Genomic DNA, 14,683 nt, shown 5'->3' with positions numbered 1-14,683 from the left:
GAAATGGCTTCTCTGCATATTTCAAATGTCCGCAAGGCCTACGGCCCGACGGAAATCCTGAAGAACATCAACATCGATGTGACCGATGGCGATTTCCTTGTACTTGTCGGGCCGTCCGGTTGCGGAAAATCGACCCTGCTGTCGCTGATCGCGGGACTCGACACTATCTCCGGTGGGGAGATCCGGATCGACAACGACCGTGTGAACGACCTGCATCCCAGCGAGCGGGATATCGCGATGGTCTTTCAGAGCTACGCGCTGTATCCGAACATGACGGTCGGCCAGAACATCAGCTTCGGTCTCGAGATGCGCAAAGTGTCGAAAGTGGAGAGGGATAAGGCCGTCGCAGACGCTGCAAGACTGCTTCAGATCGAGCACCTGATCAAGCGCCGCCCGGGCCAACTCTCGGGCGGTCAACGGCAGCGCGTCGCCATGGGACGGGCGCTGGTGCGGGACCCGAAAATCTTCCTGTTCGACGAGCCGCTGTCCAATCTTGACGCAAAACTGCGCGTTGACATGCGCACCGAAATCAAGAAGCTGCATCAACGGCTCGGCGCGACCATCGTGTACGTGACTCACGACCAGATCGAAGCGATGACACTCGCGACCCGGATTGCGGTGATGAAGGGGGGCGTGATCCAGCAGTTCGGCACGCCAGCCGAAATCTACAGTACGCCGGCCAATACCTTTGTCGCGACGTTTATGGGCTCGCCGTCGATGAACCTCATTCCGGCAGTGCTCTCAACCCGGAGCGACACACTCGTTTTGACGATGGGCGAGGGCAGTGCAGCGGTTCGCCTTGATCTGCCGGCCCAGTCCGCCGGAGTCGCGCGATACGCGGGCCAGAAGGTGATCGCCGGTCTTCGGCCAGAAGCGATCGGTGTGGAATCCTCGCGGGTCCCGGATGCGGTGCGCGAGGTAGCGGTGAAGGTGCTGGTCATGGAACCCACGGGACCGGACACGCTGGCGGCCCTTGAAATGGGCGGGGTCGAAGTCGCTGCCCGGCTTGGCGCCGACATGCCGCATAGCCCCGGCGAGCACTGCAACCTGCGGGTCGATCTGTCGAAGCTGGTCCTCTTCGATGCGCAAACGGAAGAAAGGATAGCGTGATGCATGCCGATGTCGTCATCGTTGGTTCGGGCGTCGGCGGCAGCGCGATTGCCCTGCAACTCGCGGGTACGGGTGCCAGTGTCGTAGTGATCGAGCGGGGCGACAATCTTCCCCGCGAACTGCAGAACTGGGATGCGGAAGCCGTATTCGGCCAGCTCCGGTATCGCACGCGCGATACTTGGCTCAACGGCGCTGGCGAGCGCTACCGCCCTGGCCAGTATTACTTTGTCGGCGGGCATACGAAGTTCTTCGGTACCGCCATGTTCCGGCTGCGTGAAGCCGACTTCGAAGAACTCGCGCATGAGGAAGGTGTGTCGCCCGCGTGGCCCATCGCGTACCGGGACCTCGAAAGATACTACGACCTGGCCGAGGAGCTCTTCGGCGTGAGAGGGTCCGCTGGTCAGGATCCGACCGAGCCGCCGAGATCCGTCAATTATCGTGATGGACCGATACCGGACGAACCTGTGATTGGCAGGCTCCGGGAGAAGCTTCGGCAGCAGGGCCTGCATCCGTTCTTTATGCCGGCTTCGGTCGATTTCGGCGACGGCGGCGCGTGCGTGCGCTGCGGCACATGTGACGCTTTTCCTTGCCGCATTGACGCGAAAGGAGACGCCGAGATGTGCCTGTTGCGCCCCGCGCTGAAACAAGGAGGCGTGTCCCTGCTGACGGGCGCACGTGCGACACGACTCGTGACCGACCCGACAGGGCGAAGAATTTCGAGCCTCGAAGTTCAGACGCGGGACGGTCCGCTTACGGTCACTGGCGACACGTTTGTGCTGTCGGCAGGGGCGATCAATAGCGCCGTTCTGTTACTCGCCTCGGCTAACGACAAATTTCCGAACGGGCTTGCGAACACGTCGGGAGCGGTCGGGCGGTACTACATGAACCATAACTGCACCGCGATTCTGGCAATCGACCCGAGGACGGTCAACGACACCCGTTTTCCGAAGACGCTTTCGGTCAACGACTTCTACTTTGGCGGCGTGCATGACCGGTGGCCGCTGGGCAATCTGCAAATGCTGGGAAAAATCCGTGAACCGATGCTTCGTGGCGCGCTTCCGTATGTGCCGAGGAAGCTTCTGGAATACATAAGCCGTCACAGTGTCGACCTTTACGCGATGTCGGAAGACTTGCCGAGCGCCGATAGTCGCGTAGAGCTAACGTCGTCCGGTGACATCCAGCTCACGTGGAATCGCACCAACCTTAAACCGCATCAACGCTTCGTGCAGAAAACGAAGGGTCTGCTCAAGGATGCGGGCTATCCGCTGGTCGTGAGCAGACGCTTTGGCGAGGACACGCCGTCCCATCAGTGTGGGACGGTCCGGTTTGGCAGTGACGCTGGCTCCGCGCCGCTCGATCCGTTCTGCAAGGCTTATGACCACCAGAACCTGTACGTCGTTGATGCGAGCTTTTTCCCATCGTCTGCTGCGGTCAATCCAGCGCTGACAGTGGCAGCGCAGGCTCTACGGGTCGGCGAACACCTTCGTTCGGAGCTGACGCGAAGCCGCACGGCTAGCGGAGACCACGCTTTTGACGGAGACCGACATGCCTGATGACGCAATGCAACCTCTCGCAGCGCTCGTCACGGGCGGCCGCCGCGGAATCGGGCGCGCGATCGCTGTCGAACTCGCGTCGCGCGGCTACGACGTGGCCATTACCGACATGGTCGATGACAAAGATACCGCTCTGACGCTAAGGGCGATTGAGGACCAGGGACGGCGGTCTCTGTTTGTGCAGGCCAATTTGCAGGATGTGGCGTCCCACGCGCGAGTGCTCGAATGTGTGCTGGCGTGGTGCGGCGATCTGGATTGCCTGGTGAACAACGCGGGAATCGGCTCGCCCACGCGTGGTGATCTGCTGGATGTGACTTCTGAGGCGTTCGACACCGTGCTTGGAGTGAATCTGCGCGGAACCTTCTTCATGACTCAGGCGGTTGCTCGCCATATGTTGAGCGCAGAGCCAGATCGCCCGCGCGCGATTATCACGGTCTCGTCGGTATCGGCCACGATGGCGTCACCTGAGAGGGCCGAATATTGCCTCTCGAAGTCCGCTTTGCCGATGATGACAAAACTGTTCGCACTACGCCTTGCTCATGCAGGTATCCCGGTTTTCGAGGTGCGGCCTGGGATTATCCGGACGCCGATGACCGAGGCGGTTGCGCAGAAGTATGAAGCGCGTTTCAAGGAGGGGCTCGTTCCCATGAACCGTTGGGGCGAGGCTGACGATGTCGCGAAGGCGGTCGGCCAGCTTGCGGGCGGTGCGTTGCGGTTTGCCACAGGCAGCGTGCTCCAGGTTGATGGTGGCCTCTCGATTTCTGCCTTTTGAAGGTGAGCAGCATGAAGACCGATAGCTACGACTACATCATTACGGGCGGAGGGTCGGCCGGTTGCGTACTGGCGAATCGCCTGAGCGCCGATCCTTCCGTGACGGTTTTGCTGCTTGAGGCTGGCGGCGGCGACCAGAACCCGCTTTTTCACATGCCCGCTGGTTTTGCGAAGATGACCAAAGGCATCGGGTCATGGGGCTGGCATACCGTGCCTCAAAAGCATCTAAATGACCGGGTCTTGCGCTTCACACAAGCGAAAGTCATCGGTGGCGGCTCGTCGATCAACGCGCAGATCTATACGCGCGGCGTGCCAGCGGACTACGACGAGTGGGAGAGCATGGGCGGCGCAACGGGCTGGAGTTACCGCGATGTACTGCCTTATTTCAAACGATCGGAGAACAATCAGCGCTTCGCGAATGAATATCATGCCTATGGTGGTCCGCTAGGCGTGTCAAACCCGATCAGTCCTCTGCCGATCTGCGAAGCGTTCTTCCAGGCGGGTCAGGAGATGGGCATGCCTTTCAACGCCGACTTCAACGGCGCTGAACAGGAAGGCCTCGGCTACTATCAGCTGACGCAGTTCAACGCGCGGCGCGCATCGGCATCCGTCGGGTTCCTTGACCCGATCCTCGGGCGGCCGAATCTCACTGTCAGGTTACAGGCACGGGCGCTACGCGTGATCGTCGAAGGAGGACGCGCAGTCGGCGTAGAACTGGTCAGTGGAACCGACCGCACGCCAGTTGTCGTGCGAGCGAGGCGCGAAGTGATCGTGTCTTCCGGGGCCATTGGATCCCCCAAGCTGCTAATGCAATCAGGCATCGGTCCGGCCGATCATTTGAGGTCAACGGGTGTACCCGTCGTGCATGACATGCCGGGCATCGGCTCAAATCTGCAGGACCATCTCGACCTGTTTGTCATCGCTGAATGTACTGGCGATCATACGTACGACAAGTACAACAAACTCCAGCATGCAGCGTGGGCAGGCCTGCAGTACCTGCTCCTGAAGAAGGGCCCGGTTGCTTCGAGCCTGTTCGAGACGGGCGGCTTCTGGTATGCGGACGGAATCGCTGCGACACACGCCCGGTCGCCCGACATCCAGTTCCATCTCGGCCTGGGTTCAGGGATCGAAGCGGGCATGGCGAAACTTCGCCATGGCGGCGTCACCTTGAATACCGCGTATCTCCGGCCCAAATCGCGCGGCAGCGTACGTCTGGCAAGTGCCGATCCTGCGACAGCGCCGCTGATCGACCCGAACTACTGGTCGGAGCCGGAAGACCGCCATGCAGCGCTCAAGGGCCTGCGCCTTGCGCGCGAGTTAATGAATCAGCCCGCGTTGAAGCGTTTTGTGCAGACGGAAGTCCTGCCCGGTCCGCGTGTCAACACGGACGACGAGTTGTTTGATTATGCGTGTGCCAATGCCAAGACCGATCACCATCCGGTCGGTACGTGCAGGATGGGGCGCCCTGAGGACGAACATAGCGTAGTCACACCTGACCTGCGAGTGATTGGCATTGACGGACTTCGCGTTGTCGATGCCTCCGTGATGCCGCTCATTCCGTCGTGTAACACCAATGCACCGACCATCATGGTCGCGGAGAAGGCAGCCGATCATATCCTCGGTCGCATCCCGGCGCCAAACGCTGTGCGTGCCAAACGAGGTGCGAACGAGATCCCGACATCGACCGCCTTCTGAGAGATAGCCATGAAAATCCTTCTGCCAGCCCGTAATGGCGAATTGAATCCGTACCCGTTGAAGACCTTGGAGGAGAACATCACGCTGGAGTCGAAATGTGAGTTCAATCGCGTGGCATACGCTGCAGCGCATGTCGTGGTTGATCCCGCGCTCGGCTATGAGCCGTGGTCGGACGCGCCGGCGATCGATTGGGGCAGGACGCTCGCGTTTCGGACCTATCTGTACGGCCTCGGTTTCAAGGTTGCCGAAGCCATGGACACCGCGCAAAGAGGCATGGGTCTGGGCTGGAAGACGGCGTCCGAACTCATTCGCCGAAGCATCGCGCACGCGAGAACTATCCCCGGAGCGGATCTCGCCTGCGGTGCAGGCACCGACCATCTGGATGACCGGCGACGGCATAGCCTGTCGGATGTGGTGCAGGCCTACAAGGAGCAATTCGAAGTCGTAGAGGCCGCCGGTGGCCGGGCCATCATGATGGCGAGTCGTGCATTGTGCGCCGCAGCCAGATCGCCTGATGAATATAAAAAAGTGTACGACGCTGTACTGGCCGAGAGTCGCAGCAAGGTCGTGCTTCACTGGCTCGGCGACGCATTCGACGCTTCGCTCGCAGGATACTGGGGCAGCAGTGACGTTCGCGCCGCAATGGCAACTGTACTCGACATCATCCGCGTGCATTCGGGCAAGATCGAAGGCATCAAGATTTCGTTGCTGAACGCCGAATACGAGTGCGAGCTTCGCGCCCAGTTGCCGGACGGCGTGCGGATGTATACCGGTGACGATTTCAACTACGGCGATCTGATCGCAGGCGACAGCACGGGCATATCGCACGCGTTACTGGGCATATTTGATCCGATTGCACCAGTCGCGGCGAAAGCGCTGGGCCAGTTGGCCAGAGACGATATCGCGGCCTACCACAACACGATGCGACCCACGGTGGCGCTGTCGCGTGAGCTCTTCAGTTCGCCGACACAGTACTACAAGGCGGGGGTTGTCTTCCTCGCGTGGCTGAACGGACATCAGGACCATTTCTCGATGGCCGGCGGCATGGAGTCGGCGCGGTCGGTGCTGCATTTCGCCGAAGTGTTCCGGAAAGCGGACGCCTGTGGCGTGTTGATCAGGCCCGAACTCGCCACGCAGCGAATGAAAGCCTTCTTGCAGGTGCGGGCAGGAATCGTCCAATGAACTGGATCGCAATGGCTGCGGACCGGATTGCGCGGTGAGAGGCGTCGCTGCTGGTGTGGTGCCTGTTGCCGTCCAACCGTCAGGGCCGGAGGTGCCAGCGAACCTGTTGCGCATCTCCCTGGTGTTCGCGCAACCTGTTGTCGAGCACGTCCTGCCTCGGTTGGAAGTGCGCCACGCCAACTGCAACATCATCGAAAAGCCGTTTTTTGGAGCAGGAGCTCTGGTCCCCCAAGCGGTCAGTCGCTGGCTAGCGAACAAACTTCGCCGTCCATCGCACCGGGAGCGCGGCTCATCCCCGAAGAGTCCGGATGGGCTGCATCAGGGTGCAGGCATGCCCGGAATGCTGACGCCGAACGACTGAAGCAATAGCACCGCATTCAGCGCGAGGATGACGACCGTCGCGGCAATCGCTGCAATGTCCGTTAGCCGTCTATTGACGAACTCGCCCATGATGTCTTTGCGGCGGGTGAAGAGCACCAGCGCCACCATCGGGATCGGCAACGCAAACGAAAGAACGACCTGACTGATCACCAGCGCCTGGGTGGCATTCACGCCGAGGCCGACCACCACGAACGCCGGCACCATGGTCACCAGACGTCGCACCCAGACGGGAATCCGGAAACCGACGAAGCCCTGCATGATCATCTGGCCAGCCATGGTGCCGACAACGGAGCTGGAGATACCCGAGCTGATGAGCGAAATCAGGAAAACCGCCGCCGCGCCCGCACCGAGCAACGGCGTGAGCGTATGGTAAGCGGTTTCGATTTCCGCGACGTCGCGGTGGCCGGCATGGAATGCCGCGCTGGCCATGATTACCATGGCCATGTTGACGAGACCTGCGAAGAAAAGCGCGACGATGACTTCCCGGTTCGAAAAACGCAGCAGTGCGCGGTGCTCGCTCGCGTTGCTCGCCGGAGTCCGGCCCTGAGTCAGCCCGGAATGGAGATAGATTGCATGTGGCATCACGGTGGCGCCCACGATACCGACCGAAACGGTCAGCGCTTCCCGGTTCGGCATTGAGGGCAAGATCGAGTGCAATCCGGCCTGTCCCCATGCGACGGGCGCAATGAACAATTCGACCAGGTAACACAGACCGATCACAGCAACGAGCGCGCCGATGATGATCTCCATTGGCCGGTAGCCGCCTTTTTCAAACACGAGGATGCCGTATGTCACCACGGCGGTCACCGCCATGCCGGCCATCAACGGCATTTTGAGCAGCAACGCGAGGCCGATTGCGCCACCGAGGAATTCGGCCAGGTCGGTTGCCATCGCAGCCACTTCGCTGACACACCACATGACGAAGACGGCCTTGCGCGGCAGTTGCTCGCGACACATTTCCGCCAGATTACGGCCCGTCACGATGCCGAGTTTGGCTGAGAGCGCCTGGAACAGCATGGCGATCAGGTTGGCCATCAATACCACCCACAGCAGCGTGTACCCAAACTGGGAACCGGCCTGGATGTTGGTCGCGAAATTGCCTGGGTCCATGTAGGCGATCGAGGCAATCACTGCGGGTCCGGCGAACAGCAGCGCAGAGCGCAAGCCGCGTCGTTTGCCGGCCAGCACATCGCGAATCGCAACAGTCGTGCGATCTGTGAGCGTATTTTTGCCGGCAGTGCTGTTCATGGACACTTCCCGACTTCTCTGGACGAACGTGGCACTGCTATTACTCCAGGTTCTTTAGCGCGTGATGGCAATATACAACGGCCAAACTCCGCGGATGATCGGGGCGGGTGCTGCGCCAAGCGCGCCCGGGGCCGCGGGAAGCTCGGTCAAATACAGCGGAATCGCATGCGCATCGTCAGCTTCGCCCGAAATTTGTTAGGCTACTGACAGGAAGCGGTTGAGCATCGCTCCATATCAGCGCCATTCGCAATTCGTCCTTGCGTGACGGTGAATCCATCCAGCAGAATGAGTGGCTAATTCTCTCATGCATGCCCTCCATGAAGCTTTCACGTCGCGAAGTACTTGGCCGTAGTCTGGCCATTCCCCTGAGTCTCGGCCTGTCGCCTTTCCTCGCCCTTCGTTCAGGTATCGCCAGCGCGGCGCCCCCCAATCTCGCTATCGTGATGAATTCCGGCGAAGCCAGCGTTTCGGTCATCGACATGGCGTCGCACAAGATCGTCCGGACATTGCCGACCTTGCGCGAACCCAGTCACTGGGCGCTTTCGCGCGACAGAAGCAAGCTCTATATTGCCGACGCCAGCGGCAATGCACTGTTCATTGTCGACCCGCACACCGGTTTGGCGCTTGGCCACAAGGTGATCGCCGATCCGTACCAGCTTGGCTTCACGCCGGATTTCCGCTACCTCGTCGTCAATGCACTGCGGCTCAACTATGTCGACATCTACCGCCCCGACGACCTGACGCTCGTCAAGCGCTTCTCTCCCGGCGGCATGCCGAGCCACCTCGACTTCTCGCCGGACTCGCGCTGGAGCTTCAATTCGATGCAGGAGTCCGGCACGCTCGTTTCATTCGACCTGACGAACCTGACGATCCGCTGGAAGTCGAAGGTCGGATCGACCCCCGCTGGCGTGCTCTGGCACAACGGCAAGGTACTGGTCTGCGTGATGGGCAGCGACCATGTGGCGGAAGTCGATCCAGTGACGGGTAACGTGCTGCGGCGGGTGAAAACCGGCGTCGGCCCGCACAATGTCTTTCTTACGCCCGACGGCGCGACGCTCTACGTGAGCAACCGGATCGGCGGCTCGCTGGTGGCGCTCGATCCAACCACCCTCGAGCTTCGTCGTACCTATCCGTTCCACGCTGCGGGGCCAGATGATATTGCTGTTGGCCCCGACGGCAAGCTATGGGTGACGCTGCGTTTCCGGGAGCAGGTCGCCGTACTCGATCCAGCCAGCGGCAACTATGAGACCATTGATGTCGGACGCTCGCCGCACGGCATCTTCCTCACCACCGCAATGAGCCGCCCAGGTCTCGTTACCGCCGAAACGCTCTAACGCCCATCATGCTGATATTTCTCGACAGATTCTTCAATATGCTGGCCGGTGAAATCGACCAGCATCTCGTTCTGCCGTTGCTGTATCACTTCGGCTGGATGCAATGGGAAGAGCTTTCCTTCGACTGGGCGCTGATCTGCGTCTATGGCCTCTTCGCGGTCATCGTCACGTATGCGGTTTGCTGGCCGCTCGAAGCACTCTTTCCGATCGAACGCTGGGATGACCGCAAAGCCGTCGTAACCGACGCGTTCTATACGATCCTCAACCGCGTCGGGGTGTTGCCTGTCGTCAGTTTCCTGCTGTTCTACCAGGTGCAGGTGTGGGTGAACGGCTTCGTGGTCGATCACGGCTACATACCGCCAACGCTTGAGACGTTGATACCGCCGCTTCTCGGACATCCGGTCATTACCTTCATCGCGTACGCGCTGATTCTGGACTGTGCCGATTACTGGCGTCACCGCCTGTCGCACTCATACCGTAGCTGGTACGCACTGCAAGCGTTGCATCATGCGCAGCGACAGATGAGTTTCTGGTCGGACGACCGCAACCATCTGCTTGACGACCTGGTCGCCGCAATCTGGTTCGGCATCGTTGGCCTCGCGATCGGTATTCCGCCGCTGCAGTTTCCGCTGCTGTTCCTGTTCATGCGCTTCATCGAAAGCCTGAGCCACGCCAATATCAAGCTTTCGTTCGGCTGGCTCGGGGACCGGTTGATCGTCTCGCCACGCTTTCACCGGTTGCATCATGGCCTGCGCGCGGCCGGCCGCAATTCCTGTAACTACGGCGCCGTCTTCCCGATCTGGGACATCGTGTTTGGTACAGCGGACTTCTCCGCCGAGTACCCGCCTACAGGCGACCGGCGCGCACCGGAATCGATGGCCACGGGCGGCTACATCGCGCAGCAACTGGGCGGCTTGCAGTTTTTCCTTGAACAGTGGCGGCAACCGGCAAAGGCTCGCCGCAGTTCCTCCTGAGAACATCCCTGCATTGCGCCAATGCCCAAACGGGCCGGTTCATGTGCGCCTGGATTTGATCCGGACCGGCTGGTGCAAAGAACCTGTCAGTAGACCGTAAAGCATCTGCTCTGTGCCTTTGAACCTGAGGTGCGATAATTGCAGTTGCTGGTTTCAGAATGCCCGGATACCGGCATCTACCCGCTCTATCCAGCTATCCTCAGTTCAAAGAGTTCGAAGTGGTAGAGACTGTCAAGCAAAGATCAGGGCAAATACACGTCGCGATACGGCCTGCGCTCCGGCAACATAGGTAGCTGTCTCTCCCCGACGCGACGCGCCCGTCAAGGCGCCCATGGAGTGAATGATGTTGCGCAGAACCAGTTCCTGGTTTGTGCGTTACACGCCCCGCGCGCGCGTTCGCACGCTCGCGCGTAAAGCGATCGGGCTGGCAATCCTTGTCAGCGGTTCCGCAGTGATTGTCGTGTATCTGCTACGACGCGTCTCCGAAGGCTAAACGTCAAAGACAGGCGTGGCGCATTTGATTTCCAGGCAGTCCCGCCATGCAAACGTCGGGCGTCTGGAGCTACAGAGCAGCGCCCTCGCGGCTGGCAGCCCGACGCTTCGACTTCCTTTCCCTGGTGTTCAGGCGCGATCACCGGAGGCACAAGGCAGCCGTAGTGTTAGAACGGGCAGCGCAGGTGACGCAGTGACGTACCTGCTAAATCTGGTTGGCGCTGACAGTTACGGTATGGCCGTGAGTGCCGCAATCTCGATGACAACGTCTGTCACTTGAATGGCCGCGTTCGCGGAGTCAGCGGTCGCTCGCATAATGCCGTTAGACGTCTCAAACTGGCCGAAATGCGTCTTGTCTGGCACTCGGTGTTCTGAACTGCCGCCATCGGAGAGCATCCCTTCTCCGGGGGGAGCCCAGCCTAGACGACGAGCGCCAGCGGGAAGCACTCAGAACACCGGCTCTTCTCAGGCGCTACGAACCGTGGAAACATGGCCTTCGATTCTAAAGGTGAACAAACGTCGATTTGGCTCGCCCGTCGGTCACTGCGCCGCGTTCCACGTATGCGCGGTCGTGCGCCATTTTCCATCCGCGCCCTTGGTCATGACCTTCACCAGAACGCCCTTATAGGGTGTCTTCTTGCCATCTTTTTCCGCGACAGCCGTCCAGTTCGCGGTCTCGTACATCACGTTGCCGACGCGGTTTGCCTGCACGACATCGATCGTATGATCGTGTACGCCGGCGTCGAAGTAGCTTTTGAAGAGCTTCTCGATTTCGGCGCGTCCCTGAACGGTCGTTCCGTTGCCGGGCGAGACCACCGCCTTATCGTCGTACATGGCGGCAAGCCCGTGAGCGTCTCCCTTATTGAAAGCCGCGTTCCAGGCAGTGTTCGCTTGGTCGATCACCTCGTCATGCTGCGCCAGCGCCGGTTGTGCAGCTGCAAGTGCCAGCACAACGCATGTGGCGAATTGTCTTGAGAACTTATTCATCACGTAGCTCCAGGTGGCAAAGTCGCAGAACGGGACGACGCGTCAGCGTGGTTAAGGAACTCCTCAAACTCGCATTCGGCGCGCGCCAGTATGTGGTTCGATGCCAGTCGACCGTCTGCGTGTGGAGTATAGAAACCGGGCGTTCGCGTAATCAATTAACTCGGAGATAAATGATCGAAGGTAGCGCACGGCAGCCAGCTATACGGCGTGCCGCTCGGACGCGCGCTCGGTGGCAAGACGAGATCGCCGTGGCACGACGGCTGAACGAGCGACCACGAAAGGCACTGGATTACGAGACACCAGCTGAACGATTCCATCGAACTATTGCATCGACCGGTTGAATCCGCCGGGGAAGGCAGACGTTCGACGCGGCCATGAAGCTGCAGGCGCCCTGGGTCAATAGCCTTTCAGACGGCATCCAGACCAGGGATATGGACGCAACCCGCCGTGTCGTGACAGCGCTGCGAAACAAACTGCAGGGAAGCGACGAACTTGAACAGCGAGATTGACGGCGGAAGATAGTGGAAAACCGACGGTCGTTGTTCACGCATAACGAATCTGCAAAGAGTCGATTTGCAGGTGGCCGGCGATGTGACGCATTTGCGCCTGGAGTTAGAGGCCGTCGTCCGGATTGGAGCGGACGCTTTGCGCCGGCTGAAGTACTGCTCATCGATAAGGCGCAACAGCTTACGCTCACGGCTCCCGAAATGACGGCACTGGTGGGCGGCCTGCGCGTGCTGAGCGAGGTCTACGCGAGCGCGGTGCGCACCTCATGGATGACGCGCATCGCGACCCAGCCCGGCATCGATCATCCGCATTACAGACAGCGGGTTATCCGGGCGACGCATAGCCACCAATATGGCCGAATTACGAATCGATGTGCACCGACACGCCGGTCGACGAGTAGACCGGCGTCGCCTTGTGGCCGTCGACCGTGATCGTCGTGAACTGCTTCGTCGCCCCGTTGCCATCGATCAGATCGATGGTGTCGCCGACCTTGGGCGCATAGCCGTTCACGAACTTCACGTGTAGCGTGCCGCCGGCGATGGTCAGCTGATTACCAACGTGCAGTTGGCCGGCGCCTTTACCGTCAATGTCGAGTTCGAGTGTCGTGCCGGCGAGCTGCGTGTACTTGCCGACGATGGCCACGGGCGACGCCGCCGCAATGGTGATGCCACCCGCACCCACATACACGTCGCCCGTGCCGAACGCATTCGGAGAATCGGCCTCGAGCACGCCGCCACTTACCTGGGAGCCGCCCGACCAGGTGTTGTTGCCGCCGAGCTTCAATGTTCCGCTACCCTGCAGCGTCAACTTCCCTGCGCCGGCAATGTCGTTGCGCCACAGATCCGACGCGTTGAATCCGCCCTGGGACGTATCCATCGAAACGATGACGCTGCCATGGAACGCACCATATCCGTCCCCGGCTGCAAACATGTTGAGGCGGCCCCACCCTTCCGCATCGTCCATGATCGGATAGCCAGAAGGAAGCTCGGTCGTTTTGAGCACCACGCGGCGCTGCTCAGCGCTCAGATACGGAAAGCGCGTCTCCAGTAACACCTCCGCACCCTTCGGCACAACGGGAGGCGCATTGATCGATTCGATCGGAGCAAAGCCGAACGTCATACGGCGAGTGAAGTCCGCTTTGTTCGTCGCGTAGTCGGCGAAGCGGTCCGTCGCTGCCGTGCCGGAGTGGGCGAAAGCGGCGAAGCTCGTCGAACTGGTATTCGTCGACTGCATCAGGGCCGCGTGCGCCTGGCTAAATGCGGCGCTCTTCAACGTGGCGTTGCTCGGATCGGAAAGATTCGCAGCAGTCGCCGCAAGTGCAAACATTCGACCAGCAATGACGTCGAGCGGCGAGTGCATACCGGCGAAAATGCGGTTTTCGCCAAGTTCGAGGCCGCGGCTCGCCATCTCCTGGAACCGCTCCGGCAGCACGTAGGCCATCGTCATCGCGTCGCGCATGGCCTCCGCCTCGTGACCGCTGATAAATCCGCCATCGGTCGAAGGCGTGGTGCTCTCGGCAGGCACCAGAGTCGGATCTACCACGACACTCGTGCTCCAGCGGTATGGCCGGGCGTATTTGTAGAAGCGCTTGGCCGGCTCGGTGGACGCGTTGTTGCCCATGATGTTGAGCAGGTCGACAACCTGGCCGAAACTGGTGTTGCCGCCACTGCTGCCGACGCCGATGTTGTTGCCGTTGTCGTTGTACAGAACGGTCGTCGCATCCGCCGGAATCGACGTGATGGTCGTTACCTGCTGCGCCGCCGCGCGCCACGCATTGGTGAGCGGTCCCATGCCATCGGTCACGCTATAACCTTTGCCGCGCCGGTCGTCGTAGTAGGCTGCGTCGGCCTGCGCCTGAGTTCGGTTGGTCGTCTCGGTGACCACGAATTGAATGTTTGCGGAATGGACGGCACTGTTCACGACAGCCCCACCCGGCGTACCGTCATTGGGTAGTCCTGTCCACGTGGACTGCACGACAGCCGGAAAGGAACCATTGGCGGGCGCGGAGACGCCCGCATCGACGATCTCGGTCAACGGTTGCCAGATGTCGAGGAATCGCGAGACGACACGCACGCCCGCATTCGTGGCGAGCGTCGCATATCGCGCATCGCCGCGCTGGTTAGTCGCAATCGTGTCGACGAACGCGGGCACGTCGGGGATTGCGGCGTTGTCGACAAAACCGGGGTCGGCAGGGGGCGCCGGGATCGAGGCCGTCGCCGTCGTCGTCGAAGTGTTCGAGGCGGTCGGCGTAGAAGAATCATTGCTACCACCGCACGCGGCTAGTGCCGCCACGCTTGCGAGCACCGTGAGGCGCAGCGGGAGAGAGACGCGAAAATGAGGCATCACGAGACTTTCTTGTGGTTGTTGGTGGCGTCGGATTGTGCGGGTGAATTATGACGGCATTGTTGCGACTGATTACGTGGTATCGGATATCGTGGCGCGATTCGCA

11 protein-coding genes are annotated in these 14,683 nt (G+C 60.6%); 8 read left to right on the top strand and 3 right to left on the bottom strand.

The window, feature by feature from the left end; all coding sequences use genetic code 11:
* The first annotated feature begins 3 nt into the window (after positions 1 to 3).
* The 5 genes from OKW41_RS02870 to OKW41_RS02850 are packed head-to-tail and all read left to right on the top strand — an operon-like array spanning position 4 to position 6,311.
* Positions 4 to 1,110 (top strand): ABC transporter ATP-binding protein, encoded by a 1,107-nt coding sequence (locus OKW41_RS02870; protein WP_429571516.1) that lies wholly within the window; start codon positions 4 to 6, stop codon positions 1,108 to 1,110.
* The gene (locus OKW41_RS02865; RefSeq protein WP_429571515.1) at positions 1,110 to 2,663 is read left to right on the top strand and encodes an FAD-dependent oxidoreductase; all 1,554 of its coding nucleotides are present in this window, start codon (positions 1,110 to 1,112) and stop codon (positions 2,661 to 2,663) included. Before OKW41_RS02870 ends, OKW41_RS02865 begins: the two co-directional genes overlap by 1 nt.
* Complete coding sequence (locus OKW41_RS02860) at positions 2,656 to 3,435, top strand: 3-ketoacyl-ACP reductase (protein ID WP_429571514.1); 780 nt, start codon at positions 2,656 to 2,658, stop codon at positions 3,433 to 3,435. The genes OKW41_RS02865 and OKW41_RS02860 overlap by 8 nt, the downstream gene beginning before the upstream one ends.
* Before the next feature lie 11 nt (positions 3,436 to 3,446).
* A complete protein-coding gene (locus tag OKW41_RS02855) occupies positions 3,447 to 5,129 on the top strand; it encodes a GMC family oxidoreductase (protein WP_429571513.1) in 1,683 nt (560 codons plus the stop codon).
* Positions 5,130 to 5,138: 9 nt separating this feature from the next.
* On the top strand, positions 5,139 to 6,311 hold the full coding sequence (locus OKW41_RS02850; protein ID WP_429571512.1) for a dihydrodipicolinate synthase family protein: 1,173 nt from the start codon (positions 5,139 to 5,141) through the stop codon (positions 6,309 to 6,311).
* Between the two features lie 318 nt (positions 6,312 to 6,629).
* On the opposite strand, the gene OKW41_RS02845 is transcribed toward OKW41_RS02850, so the two are convergent.
* The gene (locus OKW41_RS02845; protein ID WP_429571511.1) at positions 6,630 to 7,940 is read right to left on the bottom strand and encodes an Nramp family divalent metal transporter; all 1,311 of its coding nucleotides are present in this window, start codon (positions 7,938 to 7,940) and stop codon (positions 6,630 to 6,632) included.
* 317 nt (positions 7,941 to 8,257) lie between these two features.
* Here OKW41_RS02845 and OKW41_RS02840 point away from each other — a divergent pair, with 317 nt between their 5' ends.
* Both OKW41_RS02840 and OKW41_RS02835 read left to right on the top strand, forming a co-directional pair.
* On the top strand, positions 8,258 to 9,274 hold the full coding sequence (locus tag OKW41_RS02840) for a YncE family protein (protein ID WP_429571510.1): 1,017 nt from the start codon (positions 8,258 to 8,260) through the stop codon (positions 9,272 to 9,274).
* 8 nt (positions 9,275 to 9,282) lie between these two features.
* Positions 9,283 to 10,248 carry a sterol desaturase family protein gene (locus OKW41_RS02835; protein WP_429571509.1) on the top strand — a complete coding sequence of 322 codons (966 nt, stop codon included), beginning with the start codon at positions 9,283 to 9,285 and terminating at the stop codon, positions 10,246 to 10,248.
* Between the two features lie 1,032 nt (positions 10,249 to 11,280).
* Here OKW41_RS02835 and OKW41_RS02830 read toward each other — a convergent pair.
* Complete coding sequence (locus OKW41_RS02830; RefSeq protein ID WP_429571508.1) at positions 11,281 to 11,727, bottom strand: YybH family protein; 447 nt, start codon at positions 11,725 to 11,727, stop codon at positions 11,281 to 11,283.
* Positions 11,728 to 12,101: 374 nt separating this feature from the next.
* Here OKW41_RS02830 and OKW41_RS02825 point away from each other — a divergent pair, with 374 nt between their 5' ends.
* A complete protein-coding gene (locus tag OKW41_RS02825) occupies positions 12,102 to 12,236 on the top strand; it encodes a hypothetical protein (protein ID WP_429571507.1) in 135 nt (44 codons plus the stop codon).
* Positions 12,237 to 12,594: 358 nt separating this feature from the next.
* Here OKW41_RS02825 and OKW41_RS02820 read toward each other — a convergent pair whose 3' ends face one another.
* Positions 12,595 to 14,577: a phosphatase PAP2 family protein gene (locus tag OKW41_RS02820; RefSeq protein WP_429571506.1), complete on the bottom strand. Its 1,983-nt coding sequence runs from the start codon at positions 14,575 to 14,577 to the stop codon at positions 12,595 to 12,597.
* Positions 14,578 to 14,683: the final 106 nt, after the last annotated feature.

The sequence above is a fragment of the Paraburkholderia sp. UCT70 genome (assembly GCF_050434085.1).
GTDB lineage: Bacteria > Pseudomonadota > Gammaproteobacteria > Burkholderiales > Burkholderiaceae > Paraburkholderia > Paraburkholderia tuberum.
The sequence above is the reverse complement of the archived record's forward strand: the minus strand, read 5'-3'. Positions and strand labels throughout refer to the sequence as shown.